Here is a 19,707-nt window from a genome sequence, read left to right on the forward strand (position 1 = left end):
AAAAAAGAAAACCTCGCAAAAGCGAGGTGAGCAAAAAATACTTAATCGAGGTTTTATTTATCAGCGTACATTTCGGCTGGACGCAAAAATTCATCATTAGCACTTTAGCATACCTTTTGCGGCCGCACCAGTGTTTGATAACTGTTTGTATGATATTTGTACAATACATAGATATCTAATTGAATATCAAGGGTTTCTAAGCATCCCAAAATAAAGCCTTCCGCAATTTGCATTCTTTTTCGCACCTCATCCTCTCGTACCGCAAACTTTCGCGCGATAGCACGCTTGGATATCCCACGGATATAATAATCCTCGATGTAATTCAGCTCTCTCGCCATCCCCACCGTGTTAAGGCGACTGACGCACACATCAATCACTAACCCATCTGCATCACTGCATGATAAACGATTTGCCCCGGTAAACGGCATGAAGCGATCAAAGCCCGACGCCACCGGCAACCAACTTACCGCGGCATACGGATTACCCGCACACCATCCGCCCCAGTGGAGTAGTATTTTCTCGATGTCTCTGCTCATGATCTTTGTCGCTCCTGTTGTGAACGGGAATGTTTTTGCCGCTCGCGTTTAAACTTCAATTCAGGCATTTCAGCTTTTGCATATTCATTTGAACTGAATAAAACCGGAACGGCTCAGAAACACCTTGCGACTTTTTCATTCTTGAGATAACCGTTCGCAGAATATTTGATTCCATACCTAAATCTTTCCATCTTTCTCGTAGTACTGCCCGTTCAATACGTCCGCCTGCACTGTCTAATTGCTCCCAAACCCAAGCTTCATGTGTATCACGCTTTGTGGGCTTGCTTTCATCATCAAAAGTGGTGATAATTTCAGCGAAAGGAACATCTTCAAACACACGTTCGGTTGTTAAACGTACCGGCTCGTAGATCTCTCCTTCTGTACTGGTATAGTCGTTATTAACGCTTTCGTTTTGCTCAATAACGTAATCGGGTAGTGGTACCGTAGGGACGTGATAGCTTTTAGTCGGTTGGGTGGGGCCAGTACGCTGTTTCTCATTGATAAGGTTAACGGACTCACCCACTCGCTCTACCTTAATAACCGAGTCGACGTTTGCAAAAGCCGCAGAAGAGCCACGCATCCCTTTATTACTGTCTTTCCCTGTGTGGTGGATGAAAACTACCGCTGCTTAAATTTCTGAAGCAACTCTGGTTGCGCCCGCCAGAAATTTAGCCATATCCCCAGCACTATTTTCATCACCGGAGTTCATCGACTGCGATAACGTATCCACCACAACCATACGTACCGGCTCTCCGGTTACATCTTTTATACGCTTAATTTCTTTCAATACACCATTAACCACCTTTGGCTCTGCTAAATCAACCGCACGCGGTAATGTGTAAAAGTTTTTGATAGGGTTACCATTATTATATTTATCTGCCCATGCGCCTACCCGTGGCGAAATCGAGCTTCCACCTTCTGCGGCAATATAGAGAACAGAACCGCCCTTTATGTTCCTTCCCGCCCAACGGTGTTTCATCAGGGCAACGCGCAAGCTAATAGACAAGGCGGTATAGGATTTAAAGGTAGAAGAAGCGCCATAAATCGCCGTCACACCCACAGGAATAAGCCCCTCAACAATAAATTTTCCAGGGGTTCCGTAACCGCCTAAATGCGGTTGCGATACAGGTAATTCAATCTCACTGGCAACCCCCCGTTTTCAATCGCGCTGCCCCGGGATTTACCCATCCTGCTTTTTGCGCTAAACTGAATATTGCTTGATAGCCTGTTCTTTCGGCGCGTAGTTCAGGCCATTTGGCTTCTGCGGCGGATAAGTTTCCTTTATCGGCGGCCGAAGACCAATCAAGCCACATCTTTTTAGCTTCCTCCTCAAAGGGTGTGTCTTTAAACCAGGCGAGGCGATTGCCCATATCCACGCATGAAGGGTAATTCTCCGCCTGGTTTATCATTTTCGGATACCATAGTGCGGAACGTAAATCTTCGAACGTCTGATCATTAATATTTTGCAAATCGACTAGACGGGTTAGATCGTCATTATCGGATTTAGGCACATCGATATGCTCAATAACAGGCGTATTATCGGAGGCTAAAAGCGTATCCACATCAACCACGGTACCTTCAAAACTTTGGTACTTAGCGCCTTCATGAGGAGCAAAAACCATATGCGAAGGCTCATAGACAGAGCGATCCCACTTGATCGCCAGATCACTGAGCAATTCGAAACAATCCATCAACTCCTGCTCAATCCGTGGTCCTAGTTGTGCATATTCGGAGGCATTCACCTCACGAGATAACAAAAAACCAATACGCCAGCGTTGCTCACCCTGCACAACGGGATGTTCATGACTGGCAGTGGTATAGGCAAAACATTGATAAAATCCGAGAATGCCTGTAAGCATTTCCCACGCGTCTAAGGCACAACCATCCATGTCAAGCCATAACACGCTGCGGTTACCCGCATTAAGCGCATTACGCCCTTTCTTGACATTTTTCATCGCACCCCAGATATAATTAAGCGCTTTTTTCTTTTTGTCGAAAACCGCTTTTGGATCGGAGGGACTAATATTAATATGTTTGGTTAATTTTTTTATCGCCTGCTGATACTCAGCAAAAGAGCCAGCAACAGCAGGACTCGGGCGCTGATCACTCACACTACGCCCGACAGAATAATTGATTTGCATGGGTTATTTGGCCTTATTCAGTAGGTATTTTTGTGTTGTGAATTTTCTGATGGTGTTTTCTGTATAGCTCAGGACTATACTTAAGTGATCCATCGGTTATTCTTTCAATAAGTAATGCAGATTTTTCAGGGATAATATCCTTCCATTGTCCAACTGCCTGTGGAGATATCCCTAAAACCTTAGCGACATTCCTTTTTGAGCGGAAATAACTAACAACAATTGCTTTTAGCATTCAAAAACCTCAAAATTATAAATTAAAGTTTACTTTTTATAAATAATATTTCACATAATAAAGAGGAGTTTACAAGTGGCTGAATATGATAGGGAAGCAATAGGTCGTAGAATTTACGAAAGAAGAACTAAGTTAGGTCTAAGAGCAACAGATTTAGCTGACTTAATCGGAGTAAGTCGCGTAGCGGTATCTCAATGGGAAAGAGGACTAAGCGTTGTAGGCGGGGATAAATTAATGAATATATCCAAAGCCTTGAAATGCTCTCCCGAATGGATCATTGCGGGTATAGATCGTTTGGAGAAAATACAAGACCTAGATATTGAAGCATCTGATATTAAAATACTCAAACTTGTTCAGCAACTACCTGATACTGAAAAAGATAATCTAATAAAATTGCTTGAAGACAAAGTCGAGTATTACAGAAAACTATACACTGAACTTACTCAAAAACTTTCGCCTCAAAAATAAGCAGCTAGATAAAACTGCAACACCTATCTAAATCTCTTCACTAAGATTAGCCATATCAAGATAAGGTAAAATAAAATTTACCTTACATCTTGACATCAATATTCATGTAAACTATACTTTATAAAAATCGGTAAGTAGACTTACGAATGAGTAACAACTTTACATTACTATCTAAAATTTTTGATATATCAGAGCAAATAGAATTACTACAAAAAATTTCTTTTAGTCTTTCTGGCGAGGAAAGAGATGTTTTAAATGCATTAGTTCTAGATAAAGCAATTGAATTAAAATCACTTTCACTAAAAGTGCGTGATCAGATCGAGTTAACAAACGATGCTCATATTAACTCAGAAACCATCAACGCCACAAACAAAGCATGTCCAGAAAAACAAAAGAAATTTGCAAATTATTTTGGCACTAACAAAAATAAAAGTTAAAAAGTCCCATATAACAGTATATCAAAAGTACGTTATTTGTGTAAGTGGATATATGTACAGTGTGAGACAAACAAATAACTACTAATACGCTCTTTAACAATTTAGAAAGTCGGAACCGCACAGATTTTTCTGTATAGACCCCTGCGCATAAAATGCGATGTACCGTCAAACGCGATCCGGTTGGCGAGAAGATTAGCCCCATTTGATAAAAATGGTCGTGAAAGGGCAACACTGACAGAAAAAGAAATGCAAACGCAAAAAACACTAATTATAGGTCATTTTGCGAAGTGGCCTATGGTGGGTGACGACAGTTAAACGCTAAATTACATTAAATTAAGAGGTCAAACATGGATAACGAACAGTTAAGTAGGAAAACCGTGATTATTGACGGGAAAGAAATTGATAAAGAAATTGTTCATCACTGTATGGATACGGTGGAGCAAGCTGTTTTAGACGTTGTGACACATTTAGTGAAAAACGGTGCAGAAAAAGAAGACGTTATTAATGCTGCAAAAACTACCGCCGAGGCGATAGTAGTTGGAATGGTTTTTAATCTTTCTGGCCTAGCTTCTTCCAAATAGCTAAAGACTTCTTGCTGCCAGCATCCTCAATAATTTTTTGATAAACATCTTCTAGTTTAAGAACTTCAATAAGATATTCTTCAGGGGTAAATTTTTTATCACAACGTCTAAGGTATTCGACCGCTAAAGCGCGAGCATCGTATTTATAGCATACAAATTTTTCATTTTTATTGGACATTACTTTTTCCTTATAAGTTAATCGAACCATAAGGATACCACCTCGCCTGACGTGGTTAAAAGCAGGCAATGAATAAATTACGTTAACAAGCACCGCGCTTTAGCCCTTTTTACGGTGAACAAAATGCTCAGATATATCAATATTTCGATTAGGTTTTTATTTATAATTCTTGCTCTCCCAATCGTTTTTTATCTTGGTGTAGTTCAAAATACTGATTTGAGTTTTTTTATTGGTAGATGGGAAGCCAAGGCTGAAAAACTCCTCGCTTTACTACAAACATTCTTGGATAAATATTTCCCTGTAGCGTCAGAGCAAGAAAGATGATGCGCCAAACAGTCGGTTTTGGGGTGTGTGAATAACCAAAATACAGCCATTAAGTTAAAAACCAACACCAGGGCACTACCAATATGGCTGTAGATATAATCCGGATACCTCCGGCACACACCGCCAAAACCGATTGGTATTTAGGAGAAATGATGAAATTTGAAGAATTGAGTGAAAAATCTCAAGAGAAAGCCAGCGAAGCGCTACTGTATGCATTACAGGCAGAAATGGATTCAAATCGCGCTATCGATAATGTCAGGGCGAAAGCACTTGCATCGGCTATCAGAGACGGTTTTATTGCACTTGAAACAGAAGAGCTAGAAAAAAGAGCTAGTAAAGATCCTGGTAAAAACAATAAGAATTTTGGGTTTGCCAATTCATGATGTATACGGTAACCAGGCTTCCCAATCGTCAACCAGGCTAGTCACTCATTATTGATATACCTGTTTTGTGTGTTGTCGTAAACCACAAAGGGGGCGAGCCTGACGCGCCAGAAATATCAGGCAACTCAATAAAATAGTTGATCACTTGTAATCCCTAACATACTCATAAGGGAAATCATAATAGGCATTGCATCTATGACAATGGAAAAGCGCGCTATGCAAAGACGTAGTAACTGGTTTAGTGATCGCATATTGAAGTATCGATTTCACGCCAGACTCATAGCAATGAATACAAAGATAGTGAGGTTTTTGCTCAGCACTTTCAGGTATTTTGCTACGGTAGACTACCGTACCCGGTTTAGAGGGATAAAGTTCATAATTAGATTTTTCAATCAACCATTGCTCTTTGTTATTAACCTCTTTTTCAAGCTCAATGATGCGATTCTTTGCCATCATCAAAAGTTCTTGAAATAGTATTTTTTGCCGGTAAACAATCAGGCATACCCTATCTAGCCCATTCCATCGGAAAAACCACCATGCAAAAAGCAAAAATCCTGTCATCGGAGCGATTTCCGATGAACAACAACGTCCGGCGTTTACGCTATTTACAAAAATTAGAAGCGCTAAAACGTAATAGCAATCACCAATTCCCTGTCACTGTATATCGTTGAGGTCGACGCAAAATGCTTACCGCAAATAGTCCCCTGCTGGCAAGACTGGCAGAAAACCACACGCAAATGGTTATCGCCCATAATCAACTGGCCGAAGCCCATAAAATGTTAATCAGTCAGTTAGTCGGACACCCTGAAAATAACCCGAGTGACCCGAGCGGTCCACATGAACCAACAGGGGGAAATAAACCGAAACCCTTCACACCGGATGTTAAGCCACAACCTGTTGCGCCATCTGCTATGACTGAGCCTCAAGAAGTGATTAAGTCTGAAATTACCATCGAAGTGCCCGCTAGAGCGGAAGACAAGCCAGTCCCGGTTATTGCCGAGAAAAAGGTTCAAACCCCCAAGGTAGAAACGAAACCTGCTAAAGTCGTTAAACCGATTTTTGAAGCACCTAAAGTGGAGCCTAAACTTGAACCTAAGCCCGAACCGGTGGATATTGAATCACTTGATTTGCGTCACATCGTCGCCCTGTCGGTCTTGTTTGGGGATAAAGCAGTTAAACCTGACAATGCGCAAGTCGCTAAAGCCACCGCAACGCTTGCATCTGAGAAAGCAGATAGTGTTACCGGGCAAATTGATGCACTTTATTGCGCCTTGAACGGGTTACCTAAAGTGACATTTCTTCCTAAAGCCAAAACCTTCGACGTATGCCTAAAAATACTGGCTAACTGGGATAATCTCTTTGGCATTACCGATCGTCGCGAATTTGCCTTGTCATTACTGCGTGAATTGCCTACCCCAGCAGAAGTCAAACCGATTGATTTTAAGGCACTTCGCAGTGAGGCTTCGGCCTGCATTACTCAACTGGTCAAAGGCGGATATCGCAATGAAGCGCTGGATATCCTCGCCTCATTCAACGCTAAAAAGATGGGTGACGTAACCGATGACAATCTGGTTCAGTTTATCGAGAAAGCCCAACGCGTTTTAGCCGATGATAATGCCGAGGGTAGCGATGGCTGAACATGCAAAACTTTCTCCCTCCTCAGCGCATAGGTGGATGAGATGCGCAGCTAGTCTCGCAGTCGAGGCCACCTTACCCGATAAAACATCGCCGTTTGCGGAAGAAGGAAGCGCGGCGCATGCGTTAGCTGAAAGTATCTTAACAATGCGCCAAAACCCGTTTAGTGACGGGCGTAGACGAACATCTGGATTTGATGTGAAAGACTATATCGGCACGTATCCATTGTTAAAAGCCAACTCGCCACAAGTGGATGAGGAGATGATTGAGCACGTCCAGACCTATATCGATACCGTCTGGAGGCTTGCGGACGGGAAAATCTTACAGGTTGAGGAGCGAGTTGACTTTTCAGCCGTCATTGACGTAGAGAATTCGTTTGGTACCGCCGATGCGATTATTGTCAGCGAGGATGAGTTACAAATCCATGACCTGAAATACGGTAAAGGCGTTAAAGTCGATGCCAGGCAAAATGCGCAACTTATGCTCTATGCGCTAGGGGCGTTACATCAGTTTGACCTTATTTATGATTTTAACACGGTTCGTCTTTTTATTCATCAGCCCAGACTTAACCATCTGTCCGAATGGGCGCTATCGGTTGAGGACTTAAAAGACTTTGGGGACTTAGCCAGATTGAGGGCGCAAAAAGCCATGGAGATGGTAACCCTTGCCGAGCGCAACGGGCTTGATGCGCTACCGGATAGTGCCTTTTCACCGGGCATCAGGCAATGCCAGTTCTGCAAAGCAAAAGGCGGATTGTGTTTTGCCCAGGCGCAATTTGTCCATAATGAAGTCAAAGGCGATTTTGTCGATTTGACCCAACCGCTCGCACCACAATTAAGCGATGCGCCGAAACGTATTACGTTACTAACCCCTGGGCAAATGGCAACACTCTACCCGCATATCGATTTGATAGAGAGTTTTTGTAAAGCCCTGCGAAATCGGGTCGCTGAGGCATTACATACGGGGCAATCGGTACCGGGCTTTAAACTGGTTACCGGCAAACAGGGTAATCGCACCTGGTGTGATGAACGTGAAGCCGAAACGCTGTTAAAAGCCGCCAAACTTAAACAGGAACAAATCTACCACAAGAAAATTATTAGTCCGCCACAGGCTGAGAAACTACTTAAAAAAGACAAACCGAGTCGCTGGGCAAAACTGGAAGCACTTATTGAGCGAGCAGACGGGAAACCCGTTATCGCACCGGAATCTGACCCTCGCCCTGCCCTTGTTATTAATCCCTTAAACGACTTTGACGATGTGACCGAAGCGGCACTCGCTGATAAATCCATCTAATTAAAAGGTAACGTGATGAAAATTAAATTAAACAACGTACGTCTGGCTTTTCCTGAATTATTTGAACCTACGCAAGTCAGTGGTCAAGGAGCGTTCAAATACCGTGCCAATTTCCTTATCGCCAAAAGCCGTACTGACCTGATTGAAGAAATCAAAACGGGGATTAAGGCGGTCATTAAGGAAAAATGGGGAGCCAAAGAGGTAGAAAAAATTTATAACAGCATCTGCCACTCCAACAACCGTTTTTGCTTCCGCGATGGCGACAATAAAGAATACGATGGCTATGCCGGAAATATGTACATCACCGCCAGTAATAAAGATCGTCCGTTAGTCATTGACGTAAATCGTACACCACTCACCGCACAGGACGGTCGTCCCTACTCTGGCTGTTACGTTAACGCCACCATTGAATTTTATGCCTATGACAATAATGGTAAAGGGGTTTCAGCCTCCTTAAGAGGGGTTCAGTTTTTCCGGGATGGCGATGCCTTTAGCGGTGGAAGCGTGGCCTCCGTTGACGAGTTTGACGACCTGAGCATGGCTGAGGAAGAAGACGATATCGCCTTTTAAAACACCAGAGAAACCACTGCGGCCTGAAGTGGCTAAATAATCAGGCATCGATTAAAAATATGAGTAGTTTTTACTCTATTTAGCTTACGGGAAATTTGATATGTAAAGTGTAAATAACTCAAGGAGGCTTAAAAATGAAATTAGATAATATGACTGAAGTCCTTACGCTCACTAACCCCAGTAACAACGGCCGTTATTTACTTAACTTAGCGCAACCCGTTTATGCCGATGAAGAAACCAAGACATTAATCAATATGATTCAACTACTGGCAGAAGAAAATCAATACCTGAGAAAAGAGAATAAACGACTGGCAAAAATGCATCGGTAAGTTGGGGGCTGTACAGATGTTAAAGATTCAATCAAGGAGTAAAAGATGAATTATCTTACCGGAAAAGAAACCTCTATAGATTCAGTATTAAAAAATATTGAGGAGTTGAAAACAGCAATTTATGGCTTACACAAACTAGCAACAATCAAAGCTAAACATATAGAAATACAAGGTGTTTTTATTGAAAAAATCAGGATTGCAGTAATTATCAGAGAGAAAATCGCTGTTTTATTACACAGCATTGCTCAAGACGCTAACTGCCTTAAAAGAAACATTTAAGCAATCAACACACTTATTACTGGCATATTGATAAAATTAACCGCTCCATAATTTAGGGATTATTTCTTTAAACAGTAAACCGAGAATACCCGCCAATAAGAACCATTGCAGCCGGTCAAATTTTTGTTCCAGTCTGTCAAACCGTTTTTCTGAAAAATCAAGGCGCTTATCTATCTGAGCAATATCCTTACGGACATCAGCGATTTGAGCATCCGTTTTCTCAGAACGAACAGCCATGTCTTTACGAACATCAGCTATCTCAGCCGATAAGTCTTTACGAACATCAGCTATCTCAGCCGATAAGTCTTTACGAACATCAGCTATCTCAGCCGATAAGTCTTTACGAACATCAGCTATCTCAGCCGATAAGTCTTTACGAACATCAGCTATCTCAGCCGATAAATCCTTGCGGACATCAGCAATATTGCGGTTGACCTCAACAATATCCGCTTTAGTCGCAACATCTGCAACCTCATGCGATCTACGTACGACAAGTGAAATGGCTCTGGCTTGTTCTCTGGAAATGCCAGCACTTTCTAGTTCTTCCGATGCTTGTAGTGCATCAAATGCAACCTGACCCATAACGTTATCCTCCCGTGTTTAGGTAAGTATAACGGGTTTAGGGTTCAATCTGCAAAATCTTTCACATTAATACCTTCATTCGTTCCATTACGGAGAAATATTTTTATGTCTAAAATTACCAAAACCGAATTAATGACTTTCAAAACCGATGATTTAGGTATTGAATTACAGGGAACCCTTTATCAAGGCAAACCAGTATTCTTTGCCGTAAAAGTTGCTGAAGCTTTAGGATATGCACAGCCAGCAAAAGCATTAAATGATCATTGTAAGTCATTGATTAAACTTAATTGTGCTGAAACGGCAGAATTAAGTTTAGGATTCAGACCTAAAGGAATCATCCTTGTACCTGAAGGGGATGTTTTCCGTCTGATACTTAAAAGCAAACTTCCTTCCGCTGAACGTGTTCAGGATTGGGTCTGTGAAGACGTTTTACCAGCATTACGTCAACACGGAAGCTATAGCATTAAAAAGCATCACAAAGACGAAGGTAGCGGATTACCTGAATTTCGTAAAGCAAAGGCGATAGAAATTCAGGCTAAAGCCATACAAATTCAAATGGAAAATGTGAAGAAGATATTTGAATGGGCAACAAACCTTTCCGATAACGCCAGACAAACTATCATAGCCGGACTGATTAACCCTATTGCGGGTAGTGAAGTGATCCCCTTGCCGCTTATCACCGAAAAACATTATACAGCAACAGAGATTGGTAAAATGTTTAATGTTTCCGCAAATAAGATTGGGCGTATCGCTAATGACAATAAGATGAAAGTTAAAGCATACGGTGATACCTATCTCGATAAATCCCCTTACAGCAATAAAGAGGTTGAGTCCTTTCGCTACAACGACAACGCAATCAAGAAATTCAGGGAAATTCTTATTACTGAACAAGAAGCAGCAAAAAGCGAACTTATTTAAATACCCATTGACGAAAGCAAAAATCATGCGCTATAGTTTATTTGCATCTGCAAAATCAGGTGTCGGGTTTCACAGCCCGATGTAACTAACAAGGCGCATAGCACGCCGTAAGCGTGTTTTTTTTATGCGTCAGTCTGCCATATCAAGAATCAATGGTGGGCTGGATGGGGGAGCCGAAAGGCTCGCCGGGTCCTTGTTAGCCGGTACTGTGAACCCTGTTCAGTTCACCACCCGTAAGTTTCACAGCTTTGGTGGTGATTATCCTAAGTTAACAAGGAAATCATTACTATGACTACTCTAGTTTTCCGTAATACTGTTCTTGAAACTATTTCCCGTAATGGCGAAATCTGGTTTACTTCTGCTGAAATCGCAAGAGCTTTACAATACAAGAAAATTGATGCCATCACCCAGATTTATGCACGTAATTTGGACGAGTTTACATCTCAGATGTCAATGACACTCAATTTGAGGGTCAATGGAATAAACAATAGCTTACGTGAGAAAGTGGTGCGAATTTTCTCGCTACGGGGCGCACACCTAATCGCTATGTTTGCCAATACGCCAGTAGCAAAAGAATTCAGAAAATGGGTGCTGGATATCCTCGATAAACAAACAATTAATCAAACCCCTAACTATAATCACCCCAGATACCAACCGAAAGCCGTAGAGCGTTTCACTCATTCTGATACGCGCAATTTAACACATTTAGTCTGGTGTATGACAAATGGCTTTCGGTTTGAGCGTTCGTGGAGTAATGCGGTGTGGCTGGCTTTGCGCGAAGTGACGGGCACACCGTCACCGGAACATTTTCAGGTAGAGCATATCCCGTTAATGGCTGACGAATGCAGACGTATTCACTACATCACAGAATCACTGCGCCAGATTATTAATGACGCTGAAAAGCAGACGATTAAGCGCATTTTACGTAAACGTGAAAATATCGATACCGTGTTAGCGGAGATCAAACAGCTTTTTGAACATTTTCACCATCAACAAATCGGGATAATCACCGCACGCACCGATCAGTGGTACGAAGGTGAGTTGACCCATTTCTTAGAACGCCACTAATTAATCTTAACGCCCCTTGCTAAGGGGCAATCTTTCATCAATTTAAATATTGAGGAATTCCTACATGCAAAATTCAACCACTGAGCAAATTATCACATTTTCCAACAGCGAGACTATCGACTCACAACAATTACTCATCATGGTTAACGAAACACGAAAAGAACACGGAGAACCCGCTATTAGAAATAACGTTTTTATCGATCGCATTAAAGATGAACTCGAAGACGAGTACTACAAAATTTTTGTAGTGCAAAAAATGAACAACACGGAATCAGAAATTATCGAAATGACGCTTAAACAGGCACTGCGCGTTGCCGCCCGTGAATCCAAAGCCGTTCGCCGCTCGCTGATTGATAAACTGGAGCAGCAAAGTAAACCTAAATCACAGGCTGAACTTAATCTCGCTTATGCAATTGCACAAGTTGAGCAAGAGCGTCGGTTAAAGAGTATCGAGCATCAGGTAGAGCAAGTCTCAGAAGAAATCGAACAAATCAAACAAGGCACTATCCCAGCCGGTTTCCAGGGCTATAGCTATCTTAAAACAAAGTACGGCTTAAGCGATGCCAAATGTCGGCAATTAGTCATGGCGTGGAAGGTGCCTTGCAAAAAAGTGCCCCATGTTGCGCCAGGCGGCCAAATTACCCAAATGTCAGTGGTTGATGAAGCGGCATTTAAAAACGCGTTGGATAACATGATGCTTGAGGCTGAGAAACGCGGCAGTCAGTGGTATCACCCTAAAATGGGGCGTTTTTCCGTAACCGCCTGATAAGGATGGATTATGCAAAATTTACTATTTTGCGATTTAGAAACCTATAGCGATTTCCGATTAATTGTGGCACGCATCGCTATGCTGAAAATGCAGAAATTTTACTTTTTGCTTATGCTTACAATCATCACCCCGTAAAGGTCTGGGATGTGACGCAAGATAAAACGATGCCGACAGATTTGAAAGCGTATCTTAATGACACAGAAATTTTAACTGTCTGGCACAACGGCGGCATGTTTGATACGGTAATTTTAAAACAGGTGTTAAATATTGACTTACCGTTATCCCGCGTTCACGACACATTAGTACAAGCACTGACACATGGCTTACCCGGTGCGCTCGGTTCGCTTTGCGATATCTTTAACGTCAATAGCGATAACGCCAAAGATAAAGAAGGTAAAGCGCTCATACAGCTATTTTGCAAACCGCGTCCTAAAAATAGCAAAATACAACGCGCCACGGCGTTAACTCACACAGAGGAATGGCAACGTTTTAAGCAATACGCAGGTTCTGATATTTTAGCCATGCGCGAGATTTATCAACATTTACCGGGTTGGAATATGAGTGTGGACGAAACCCAATTATGGCAGTTAGACCAAAAGATTAATCGCCGTGGGATGTGCATGGATGTTGAACTGGCGAAAAGCGCCTTGACTGCCGTTGAAAACGAGCAAAAACGGTTATCAACCGTCACCCAGCAATTAACAGATAATGCCGTGCAAAACGCAACACAACGCGATGCACTGTTACAGCATATCGTTTCGGCATTTGGCATCACGTTACCGGATATGCAAGCCAGCACGCTACAGCGCCGCGTTAATGACCCTGATATTCCACCGGCTTTACGCGAACTACTGTCAGTCCGTCTGCAATCGTGTACAACCAGCACCAGTAAATATAAGGCGCTGTTAAAATCGGTAAGCGCAGATGGACGACTTCGAGGAACCAAGCAATTTTGTGGTGCCTCACGCACCGGACGATGGGCGGGACGTATTTTTCAGCCGGATAATCTCCCCAGACCCACGCTTGACCAAAAGACGATTGATAACGGCATTGACGCATTAAAAGCCGGTTGCGCCGAGCTGATTTGTGATGACATTATGCAACTGACCAGTTCTGCGCTTAGAGGGTGTATTATCGCGCCACCCGGTAAAAAACTGGTTATCTCGGATTTGTCGAATATCGAAGGCCGCATGCTGGCATGGCTGGCAGGGGAAAACTGGAAAGTCAATGCTTTTAGCGAGTTTGATAACGGCAAAGGCGATGACCTCTATAAACTCGCCTATGCGCGCGCATTTAATCTTTTACCTGAGAACGTCACTAAAGCTCAACGACAAATCGGTAAGGTGATGGAACTCGGCTTAGGCTATGGCGGTGGGGTTGCGGCATTTTTGACATTTGCCCTCGCCTACGGTCTGGATTTAGATGAACTGGCGGAAGCCGCATTACCTAACATACCGCCTAACGTTAAGCGAGAGGCGATGCGCTGGTATCAAAAATCCGTTGAAACGGAGAAGACTTATGGCCTCAGCGAAAAAGTCTTTGTTACCTGCGATTCCCTTAAGCGCATGTGGCGCAATGCCCATCCACAAACCGTATCATTCTGGTACGACATTGAAGACACTGTAAAACAAGCCATTCAGTCACCGGGGATAGTGTTTAAGTGCCGTAAACTTAGCCTTCGTCGCGATAAAGGCTGGCTCAGAATTTGTCTACCATCAGGTCGTAGTCTTTGCTACCCTTCTGCGCGAATAGAGAATGGACAAATCACCTACATGGGGACTAATCCCTACAGCCGAAAATGGGAACGGTTAAAAACCTACGGCGGTAAAATTACTGAAAATATCTGTCAGGCCGCCGTACGCGATGTCTTGGCCTATAGCATGCCACGCATTGAAAAGACGGGTTATGCGATTGTCTTAACCGTCCATGATGAAATTATCAGCGAAGCGCCGGATACTCCTCAATTTTCCGCCGAGGGGTTAAGTAAGCTGTTAAGTCTTAATCCGGATTGGGCTTTTAATTTACCGCTTAGTGCAGCGGGGTTTGAGACTTATCGTTATCGCAAGGAATAAATAACACACACAGGATAAAATAAACATCATGGCCTTTATGAAAAACGACAGCCCACTTTATTTCAAGGCAGCACAGGATGCGGTACACCTTGAACAGTCAGGCCAATACCATGAAGCGGCGCGCGCATGGTCACAGGCAAACCGACTGGCGCGTAATCGCAATAATCGTATCTGGAGTGAACACCGCGGCGATTTTTGCCTGATGCAAATCAAACGGGAACATATTAAAAGGATGTATCCATGCGGTTAATCAGGGAAGAGAGCATTGAAAAACATTTGGTCAGTGAAGTACGAAAAATCGGTGGCATTGCCTATAAATTTGTTTCACCGGGACGACGAGGCGTACCTGACCGATTAGTTGCACTCCCCAATGGCAAGATTATTTTCGTGGAATGTAAAGCACCGGGCGAAAAACCCACCCCCTACCAATTACGCGAACACGCACGGCTTTTTGCCCTAGGCCATCAGGTCATCGTACTGGACAGTCAGGATTTAAGCAGCATCTTACCCACTGTGGACTAAGAACCCTTTAAGTCACTATATCTTATTGATTCTCTTTGTTTAACTACGGAGGCGTGTTTCCATGTCTAAATTAGTTGTTATTGAAAATACCGTTGTTCGTCAAGACGCTTTCGGGCGTTATTGTCTAAATGATTTACATAAAGCCGCTGGTGATCTTAAAAAAGACAGTCCTGCATATTGGCTTGCTAATAAACAAACTCAAGAATTAATTGAACAATTTTTGAGCGAGGGCGGAATTCCGGTATCGGTCATTCGAGGAGGTGTCGAGCAAGGAACTTACGTTGCTAAAGAACTAGTTTACGCCTACGCCATGTGGATTAGCGCAGCTTTTAATCTTAAAGTTATTCGTACTTTCGATGAAGTTATCGCTACACCTACACAACCGCTAACCGATAAAGTGCAAGCTGGTTTAGCCATGATCGCTTTTTACAAACAAGAGCTGCGTATCGCCCCTTCTGGTCTACTTGGTGCAATGAAAAAATTGCAATCTTCCCTTGGTATGCCAGATGTACTACCTGCTTACGCCGTTGATGCACCTGAAGGAAGCATGACAGTATCAAGCGAAGTGACGCACTCTTTTACGGAGCTTTTACTGCTGCATGGTAAGCCTTACAGTCCGCCATCCGGCTTTAAACGTTTGCAATTATTAGGTATTGTTGAGCGTAAATCACGCCCAAGTAGCAAACATCCTGACAAGGAAAAACTATTCTGGTCACTGACGGAAAGAGGATTACAGTTTGGAAAAAACTTAACTGACCCAAACCATCCCCGTCAGACTCAGCCCCATTTCTATGATAGCCAATTTCCCAGATTGCTAAGCATCATGATGAACGGAATTGCAGCAACATAATAAAATATTAACCTTTTTGCAATACCCATTGACGAAAGCAAAAATCATGCGCTATAGTTTATTTGCATCTGATAAATCAGGTGTCGGGATTTGCAACCCGCTGGAATACCGTGTCATAAACTGACACGCATAAGCGTGTTTTTTATTACCTAAGCAACTTCTATGGTGGCTCAGGTAGGGGAACCCAAAAGGTTCACCGGTTCACGGTATCCGGCATTGCAAACCCTTTCTGGGCTACCACCACGAGATTTGCAACTCCAGTGGTAGCAAAAATTTAAAATACCGTTGGAGGTCATTATGACCAAATCATCAGTTATTCCATTCAGTTTCGAAAATTATTCTGTCCGGATTATTGTTATAGATGAACAACCTTGGTTTGTTGCAAATGTGATTTTAATAAAAATTAATTAGGTAATTGAAATGTCAGCATCAACTTATTAATATTTTTCATATCATAAAAATTTTAAATAAATTCAGTTAGCAAAAGTTCGGTTATAATTTCTGTATACTTATTTAACTCAATATTTAATTATTTTTAAAATGGCGACAATTTATGATAATGAATAGAAAATTATTTTAATTTTTTAATAAAAATAGTTTGATGCTAAAACTTTGACTAAACTCTATCGTGCCAGGCAATAAATAATATTTCATTTAAGTACCTATTATTTAATATCGTTGGAAAAGAATTTTTAAATAAAACTATATTTTATTATATATCTCATTGGATGATACTATTGATATATTTAATAAATTATTATAAAAATATTTAATTTAATATTAGCGTAAAATAGCCGTAACAGCCGATATTATTCTGTTCAAAAAATAAAATAACATATATTTTAACTAACCATAACCTAGCGGTTCATTAGCATTTATAAACTTATAAATGCTAATGAACTTTGCCAATAAGATGACCTGCAACTCACGGCATACTAAAAGCTGGTTATTTCATCTCATCACGCTCGCGATTACGGTCTCTATCGCGATGAACAAGATAAATAAGCACCAACAAAATAGTAGTATAAACTTGAAACGCTTCTACCCCCGCTATTCCATTCAGACATCCACATGCCAAACCACTCCCGGCCTAATGACATATAGACAACTTGCCAGGTCAAAAAGCCCAATGTTAAGCCAGCAATTGCAATTTTTTTCTTTCTATTAAAATTAGCCGCAGTATTTTTCAAATTAGCCAATAATCTAATGCCACCAATCCAGCAAAGTATTGCCGTTAATGTTTGCAGAATAATCAGAATGATATAACTAACATTATGAGCAGTTGGAGATTCAATTGCACGGTACTTAATTGTGGCCTCAGGAAAGATAGTATCCATCAAAAGAACATGACGAATTAAGGCAAAATTGGTGTCATAATCGGTAATATTGCCTATAACCACTAAAGAGGCATATAACGCCACCGCACATACAGCCAACGCTTTAGACAAACGAATAATCATGATTTATTGTCCTTAGAAATACAATAAGATAATCTTCGATACAAGATGCAGGCTCAAAAATAAAAATGTTCACTGCTTAGCATAATTAACTAAACAATGAACAGATTAATTTTAACACAAGAATTTAAAATTGGACAAAATTCAAAAAAAGGCGGTAATCTTGTTAATAGGTATAACAGTAGGTAAAATGAAAAAACCTATTATACCTTATAGACTTGATTTAAATTAATGGATATGCCTGGTCGCCCATAGATCATATTCATCAGCATGCTCAACTAGCACCTGAATGATATCACCAGGATTAACATCAAATTCACCATTGAGATAAACCACACCATCAATTTCAGGTGCATCTGCCATACTACGGCCGACGGCTCCCTGCTCATCCAGATCTTAGATCCAACTTTTTCCTGCAATCGCTGCTTAGAAATTTGCTGCTGAACCTGCATAAAACGGTGGTAACGCGCCTCCTTTACTTCTTCTGGAACTTGATCTGGTAACTCATTGGCCTGCGCACCATCAACTGGACTGTATTTAAAACAACCGACTCGATCTAAACGAGCCTGCTGAAGAAAATCAAGTAATAACTCGAAATCCGCTTCAGTCTCCCCCGGAAAGCCAACAATAAAAGTTGAACGCAAGGTTAATGCGGGACAAATTTCACGCCAGCGGCGAATACGCTCTAGCGTTTTTTCTACTGCTCCGGGCCGTTTCATTCGTTTTAAAACTGTCGGACTAGCATGCTGAAGGGGAATATCTAAGTAAGGTAAAATTTTACCCTGCGCCATTAATGGGATCACTTCATCAACATGAGGATAAGGATAAACATAATGCAACCGGATCCAAATTCCTAAAGCCGCAAGCTGTTCACACAAACTTACCATGCTAGTTTTAACTGGCTGGCCATCCCAAAAACCTACTCGATGCTTAGTATCAACGCCATAAGCTGAAGTATCCTGTGAAATAATAAGTAACTCTTTCACACCTGCGGCAACTAAGCGTTTAGCTTCACTCAAAACCTCACCAATAGGCCGACTATTTAAATCACCACGCATCGATGGAATAATACAAAATGTACATCGATGATTGCAGCCTTCAGAAATTTTCAAATAAGCATAATGTTTAGGAGTTAACTTGATCCCTTGCTGCGGCACTAAACTAAAAAAAGGGTTATGCTGAGGTTTCGGAACATAATGATGAACATGGGCTAACACCTGTTCATAACTATGCGGACCGGTGATGGCTAATACTTTCGGATGTACTTCACGAATTTGATCTTCTTTAGCTCCCAGACAGCCGGTTACGATCACTTTACCATTTTCATTTAATGCTTCACCAATAGCTTCCAATGATTCTTGTACTGCGCTATCGATAAAACCACAGGTATTAACAATAACCAGATCAGCATCATCATAACTAGCTACAATTTGATAACCATCCGTGCGCAATTCAGTCAAAATTCTTTCAGAATCGACCAAATTTTTCGGGCAGCCTAATGATAAAAATCCTATTGTTGGGACACGTTGTTCATTGCTCATAAAGGATAGGATCTATGTTGTAATATTAATTGAATAAAAAAGTTATTTTAACATTGAAAAAACTAAATTGTACAATTAGCTTTGCGATGCACATAAATAGGCATCACAAACTGTCATATTGATTATTAATAATAAAATTTTAACCAAAATGATTGATAAATGCAGATAAAATAAAGCAACAGCCAATAAATAAAAAATTTTTTATACTAATTTTGATTAACATCATTATTTAATTATTTTATTAATTTATATTGATAAAAATACATCACATAACAAACTGCGTTTTAGAAAGTGCAAAAATGGAAAATAACAATCGGCTTTGGCCGCATATAAGACGAACAACCCATCTAATGATGTTTTGCCATCGCTCATGTTTCAGTTTTGAACGTTTCTGCACCCACAGGTGATCCTTTTCGACATCCATGCTGCTGTTCTTACTGTATGGATCGTCATTCCCCCAAAATAGTCATGCTATTGATTTAAACAAATCATGTCTATTGCATTAACTATTCATACTTGTCAGTCAGCGCATTTAGATTAAT

General features: G+C 41.4%; 26 protein-coding genes and 3 pseudogenes. 19 read left to right on the forward strand and 10 right to left on the reverse strand.

The features are described 5' to 3' along the window. Positions 1 to 104: 104 nt before the first annotated feature. The 5 genes from AACL31_RS00525 to AACL31_RS00545 all read right to left on the reverse strand — a co-directional run bounded on the left by AACL31_RS00525 (position 105) and on the right by AACL31_RS00545 (position 2,909). The gene (locus tag AACL31_RS00525; protein WP_339053642.1) at positions 105 to 536 is read right to left on the reverse strand and encodes an antiterminator Q family protein; all 432 of its coding nucleotides are present in this window, start codon (positions 534 to 536) and stop codon (positions 105 to 107) included. 55 nt (positions 537 to 591) lie between these two features. After that, positions 592 to 1,116: a hypothetical protein gene (locus tag AACL31_RS00530; RefSeq protein WP_339053643.1), complete on the reverse strand. Its 525-nt coding sequence runs from the start codon at positions 1,114 to 1,116 to the stop codon at positions 592 to 594. A 48-nt stretch (positions 1,117 to 1,164) separates the two neighbouring features. Further along, positions 1,165 to 1,596: an AAA family ATPase gene (locus tag AACL31_RS00535; RefSeq protein WP_339053644.1), complete on the reverse strand. Its 432-nt coding sequence runs from the start codon at positions 1,594 to 1,596 to the stop codon at positions 1,165 to 1,167. A gap of 79 nt (positions 1,597 to 1,675) precedes the next feature. Next, positions 1,676 to 2,677 (reverse strand): hypothetical protein, encoded by a 1,002-nt coding sequence (locus AACL31_RS00540; RefSeq protein ID WP_339053645.1) that lies wholly within the window; start codon positions 2,675 to 2,677, stop codon positions 1,676 to 1,678. 13 nt (positions 2,678 to 2,690) lie between these two features. Further along, a complete protein-coding gene (locus AACL31_RS00545) occupies positions 2,691 to 2,909 on the reverse strand; it encodes a Cro/CI family transcriptional regulator (RefSeq protein WP_310513229.1) in 219 nt (72 codons plus the stop codon). Between the two features lie 75 nt (positions 2,910 to 2,984). Here AACL31_RS00545 and AACL31_RS00550 point away from each other — a divergent pair, with 75 nt between their 5' ends. The 4 genes from AACL31_RS00550 (at position 2,985) to AACL31_RS00565 (ending at position 4,395) form a co-directional block, all read left to right on the forward strand. Continuing rightward, entirely contained in the window at positions 2,985 to 3,377 is a 393-nt protein-coding gene (locus AACL31_RS00550) for a helix-turn-helix domain-containing protein (protein ID WP_310513230.1), read from the forward strand. Positions 3,378 to 3,523: 146 nt separating this feature from the next. Next, on the forward strand, positions 3,524 to 3,814 hold the full coding sequence (locus AACL31_RS00555; protein WP_310513231.1) for a hypothetical protein: 291 nt from the start codon (positions 3,524 to 3,526) through the stop codon (positions 3,812 to 3,814). A gap of 180 nt (positions 3,815 to 3,994) precedes the next feature. Next, positions 3,995 to 4,129 carry a hypothetical protein gene (locus AACL31_RS00560; RefSeq protein ID WP_339053345.1) on the forward strand — a complete coding sequence of 45 codons (135 nt, stop codon included), beginning with the start codon at positions 3,995 to 3,997 and terminating at the stop codon, positions 4,127 to 4,129. A 32-nt stretch (positions 4,130 to 4,161) separates the two neighbouring features. Further along, positions 4,162 to 4,395: a hypothetical protein gene (locus AACL31_RS00565; protein WP_310513069.1), complete on the forward strand. Its 234-nt coding sequence runs from the start codon at positions 4,162 to 4,164 to the stop codon at positions 4,393 to 4,395. Here the strand turns inward: AACL31_RS00565 and AACL31_RS00570 are convergent. Next, the gene (locus AACL31_RS00570; protein WP_310513645.1) at positions 4,364 to 4,603 is read right to left on the reverse strand and encodes a hypothetical protein; all 240 of its coding nucleotides are present in this window, start codon (positions 4,601 to 4,603) and stop codon (positions 4,364 to 4,366) included. The two genes, AACL31_RS00565 and AACL31_RS00570, sit on opposite strands and share 32 nt — an antisense overlap. 377 nt (positions 4,604 to 4,980) lie before the next feature. Here AACL31_RS00570 and AACL31_RS00575 point away from each other — a divergent pair, with 377 nt between their 5' ends. After that, positions 4,981 to 5,280: a hypothetical protein gene (locus tag AACL31_RS00575; RefSeq protein WP_310513657.1), complete on the forward strand. Its 300-nt coding sequence runs from the start codon at positions 4,981 to 4,983 to the stop codon at positions 5,278 to 5,280. A gap of 141 nt (positions 5,281 to 5,421) precedes the next feature. Here the strand turns inward: AACL31_RS00575 and AACL31_RS00580 are convergent, their stop codons facing one another. After that, positions 5,422 to 5,736, reverse strand: coding sequence for a hypothetical protein (locus tag AACL31_RS00580; protein WP_339053646.1), 315 nt, complete (start codon positions 5,734 to 5,736; stop codon positions 5,422 to 5,424). On the opposite strand from AACL31_RS00580, the gene AACL31_RS00585 reads away from it, so the two are divergent. From AACL31_RS00585 to AACL31_RS00610, 6 genes are all read left to right on the forward strand, one after another. Continuing rightward, a complete protein-coding gene (locus AACL31_RS00585; RefSeq protein ID WP_310513635.1) occupies positions 5,727 to 5,951 on the forward strand; it encodes a hypothetical protein in 225 nt (74 codons plus the stop codon). The two genes, AACL31_RS00580 and AACL31_RS00585, sit on opposite strands and share 10 nt — an antisense overlap. Positions 5,952 to 5,963: 12 nt before the next feature. Continuing rightward, positions 5,964 to 6,917, forward strand: a complete 954-nt coding sequence (locus AACL31_RS00590) for a hypothetical protein (protein ID WP_339053647.1) — start codon at positions 5,964 to 5,966, stop codon at positions 6,915 to 6,917. Further along, positions 6,889 to 8,208, forward strand: a complete 1,320-nt coding sequence (locus AACL31_RS00595; protein ID WP_422389270.1) for a DUF2800 domain-containing protein — start codon at positions 6,889 to 6,891, stop codon at positions 8,206 to 8,208. Before AACL31_RS00590 ends, AACL31_RS00595 begins: the two co-directional genes overlap by 29 nt. A 15-nt stretch (positions 8,209 to 8,223) precedes the next feature. Continuing rightward, a complete protein-coding gene (locus AACL31_RS00600; protein ID WP_310513679.1) occupies positions 8,224 to 8,778 on the forward strand; it encodes a DUF2815 family protein in 555 nt (184 codons plus the stop codon). 134 nt (positions 8,779 to 8,912) lie between these two features. Next, positions 8,913 to 9,107 (forward strand): hypothetical protein, encoded by a 195-nt coding sequence (locus AACL31_RS00605; RefSeq protein WP_310513699.1) that lies wholly within the window; start codon positions 8,913 to 8,915, stop codon positions 9,105 to 9,107. 45 nt (positions 9,108 to 9,152) lie between these two features. Further along, complete coding sequence (locus AACL31_RS00610; RefSeq protein WP_310513681.1) at positions 9,153 to 9,386, forward strand: hypothetical protein; 234 nt, start codon at positions 9,153 to 9,155, stop codon at positions 9,384 to 9,386. A gap of 36 nt (positions 9,387 to 9,422) precedes the next feature. Here the strand turns inward: AACL31_RS00610 and AACL31_RS00615 are convergent, their stop codons facing one another. Further along, positions 9,423 to 9,968: a hypothetical protein gene (locus AACL31_RS00615; RefSeq protein WP_339053649.1), complete on the reverse strand. Its 546-nt coding sequence runs from the start codon at positions 9,966 to 9,968 to the stop codon at positions 9,423 to 9,425. Between the two features lie 105 nt (positions 9,969 to 10,073). Between AACL31_RS00615 and AACL31_RS00620 the strand changes: the two genes are divergently transcribed. From AACL31_RS00620 to AACL31_RS00650, 7 genes and pseudogenes are all read left to right on the forward strand, one after another. Next, positions 10,074 to 10,886, forward strand: a complete 813-nt coding sequence (locus tag AACL31_RS00620; protein WP_339053650.1) for a BRO-N domain-containing protein — start codon at positions 10,074 to 10,076, stop codon at positions 10,884 to 10,886. 288 nt (positions 10,887 to 11,174) lie between these two features. Further along, a complete protein-coding gene (locus AACL31_RS00625) occupies positions 11,175 to 11,954 on the forward strand; it encodes a BRO-N domain-containing protein (RefSeq protein WP_310513237.1) in 780 nt (259 codons plus the stop codon). 64 nt (positions 11,955 to 12,018) lie between these two features. Continuing rightward, positions 12,019 to 12,720: a hypothetical protein gene (locus tag AACL31_RS00630; protein WP_339053464.1), complete on the forward strand. Its 702-nt coding sequence runs from the start codon at positions 12,019 to 12,021 to the stop codon at positions 12,718 to 12,720. Positions 12,721 to 12,732: 12 nt separating this feature from the next. Continuing rightward, positions 12,733 to 14,795 (forward strand): annotated as a pseudogene (locus AACL31_RS00635) (DNA polymerase). Between the two features lie 28 nt (positions 14,796 to 14,823). Beyond that, entirely contained in the window at positions 14,824 to 15,045 is a 222-nt protein-coding gene (locus AACL31_RS00640) for an ANR family transcriptional regulator (protein WP_310513200.1), read from the forward strand. Beyond that, positions 15,036 to 15,317, forward strand: coding sequence for a VRR-NUC domain-containing protein (locus AACL31_RS00645; protein WP_339053651.1), 282 nt, complete (start codon positions 15,036 to 15,038; stop codon positions 15,315 to 15,317). Before AACL31_RS00640 ends, AACL31_RS00645 begins: the two co-directional genes overlap by 10 nt. Before the next feature lie 61 nt (positions 15,318 to 15,378). Beyond that, the gene (locus AACL31_RS00650) at positions 15,379 to 16,167 is read left to right on the forward strand and encodes a KilA-N domain-containing protein (RefSeq protein ID WP_339053579.1); all 789 of its coding nucleotides are present in this window, start codon (positions 15,379 to 15,381) and stop codon (positions 16,165 to 16,167) included. A gap of 946 nt (positions 16,168 to 17,113) precedes the next feature. Here the strand turns inward: AACL31_RS00650 and AACL31_RS00655 are convergent. Beyond that, positions 17,114 to 17,627, reverse strand: a pseudogene (locus AACL31_RS00655) (DUF2165 family protein). Positions 17,628 to 17,852: 225 nt separating this feature from the next. After that, positions 17,853 to 19,165 (reverse strand): annotated as a pseudogene (gene rimO / locus AACL31_RS00660) (30S ribosomal protein S12 methylthiotransferase RimO). 299 nt (positions 19,166 to 19,464) lie between these two features. Between rimO and speFL the strand changes: the two are divergent. Beyond that, on the forward strand, positions 19,465 to 19,572 hold the full coding sequence (gene speFL / locus AACL31_RS00665) for a leader peptide SpeFL (protein WP_119712386.1): 108 nt from the start codon (positions 19,465 to 19,467) through the stop codon (positions 19,570 to 19,572). The last annotated feature ends 135 nt before the right edge of the window (positions 19,573 to 19,707 follow it).

The sequence above is a fragment of the Arsenophonus endosymbiont of Crataerina pallida genome (genome assembly GCF_964020125.1).
GTDB lineage: Bacteria > Pseudomonadota > Gammaproteobacteria > Enterobacterales > Enterobacteriaceae > Arsenophonus > Arsenophonus nilaparvatae.

Coding starts and splice junctions, on each gene's coding strand:
- AACL31_RS00570 (WP_310513645.1), bottom strand. CDS start 4,603: ATGGTTCGATTAACTTATAAGGAAAAAGTAATGTCCAATAAAAATGAA.
- AACL31_RS00605 (WP_310513699.1), top strand. CDS start 8,913: ATGAAATTAGATAATATGACTGAAGTCCTTACGCTCACTAACCCCAGT.
- AACL31_RS00525 (WP_339053642.1), bottom strand. CDS start 536: ATGAGCAGAGACATCGAGAAAATACTACTCCACTGGGGCGGATGGTGT.
- AACL31_RS00580 (WP_339053646.1), bottom strand. CDS start 5,736: ATGATGGCAAAGAATCGCATCATTGAGCTTGAAAAAGAGGTTAATAAC.
- AACL31_RS00650 (WP_339053579.1), top strand. CDS start 15,379: ATGTCTAAATTAGTTGTTATTGAAAATACCGTTGTTCGTCAAGACGCT.
- AACL31_RS00530 (WP_339053643.1), bottom strand. CDS start 1,116: ATGCGTGGCTCTTCTGCGGCTTTTGCAAACGTCGACTCGGTTATTAAG.
- AACL31_RS00630 (WP_339053464.1), top strand. CDS start 12,019: ATGCAAAATTCAACCACTGAGCAAATTATCACATTTTCCAACAGCGAG.
- AACL31_RS00545 (WP_310513229.1), bottom strand. CDS start 2,909: ATGCTAAAAGCAATTGTTGTTAGTTATTTCCGCTCAAAAAGGAATGTC.
- AACL31_RS00555 (WP_310513231.1), top strand. CDS start 3,524: ATGAGTAACAACTTTACATTACTATCTAAAATTTTTGATATATCAGAG.
- AACL31_RS00620 (WP_339053650.1), top strand. CDS start 10,074: ATGTCTAAAATTACCAAAACCGAATTAATGACTTTCAAAACCGATGAT.
- AACL31_RS00590 (WP_339053647.1), top strand. CDS start 5,964: ATGCTTACCGCAAATAGTCCCCTGCTGGCAAGACTGGCAGAAAACCAC.
- AACL31_RS00565 (WP_310513069.1), top strand. CDS start 4,162: ATGGATAACGAACAGTTAAGTAGGAAAACCGTGATTATTGACGGGAAA.
- AACL31_RS00610 (WP_310513681.1), top strand. CDS start 9,153: ATGAATTATCTTACCGGAAAAGAAACCTCTATAGATTCAGTATTAAAA.
- AACL31_RS00595 (WP_422389270.1), top strand. CDS start 6,889: ATGATAATGCCGAGGGTAGCGATGGCTGAACATGCAAAACTTTCTCCC.
- AACL31_RS00625 (WP_310513237.1), top strand. CDS start 11,175: ATGACTACTCTAGTTTTCCGTAATACTGTTCTTGAAACTATTTCCCGT.
- AACL31_RS00640 (WP_310513200.1), top strand. CDS start 14,824: ATGGCCTTTATGAAAAACGACAGCCCACTTTATTTCAAGGCAGCACAG.
- AACL31_RS00575 (WP_310513657.1), top strand. CDS start 4,981: ATGGCTGTAGATATAATCCGGATACCTCCGGCACACACCGCCAAAACC.
- AACL31_RS00600 (WP_310513679.1), top strand. CDS start 8,224: ATGAAAATTAAATTAAACAACGTACGTCTGGCTTTTCCTGAATTATTT.
- AACL31_RS00540 (WP_339053645.1), bottom strand. CDS start 2,677: ATGCAAATCAATTATTCTGTCGGGCGTAGTGTGAGTGATCAGCGCCCG.
- speFL (WP_119712386.1), top strand. CDS start 19,465: ATGGAAAATAACAATCGGCTTTGGCCGCATATAAGACGAACAACCCAT.
- AACL31_RS00645 (WP_339053651.1), top strand. CDS start 15,036: ATGCGGTTAATCAGGGAAGAGAGCATTGAAAAACATTTGGTCAGTGAA.
- AACL31_RS00615 (WP_339053649.1), bottom strand. CDS start 9,968: ATGGGTCAGGTTGCATTTGATGCACTACAAGCATCGGAAGAACTAGAA.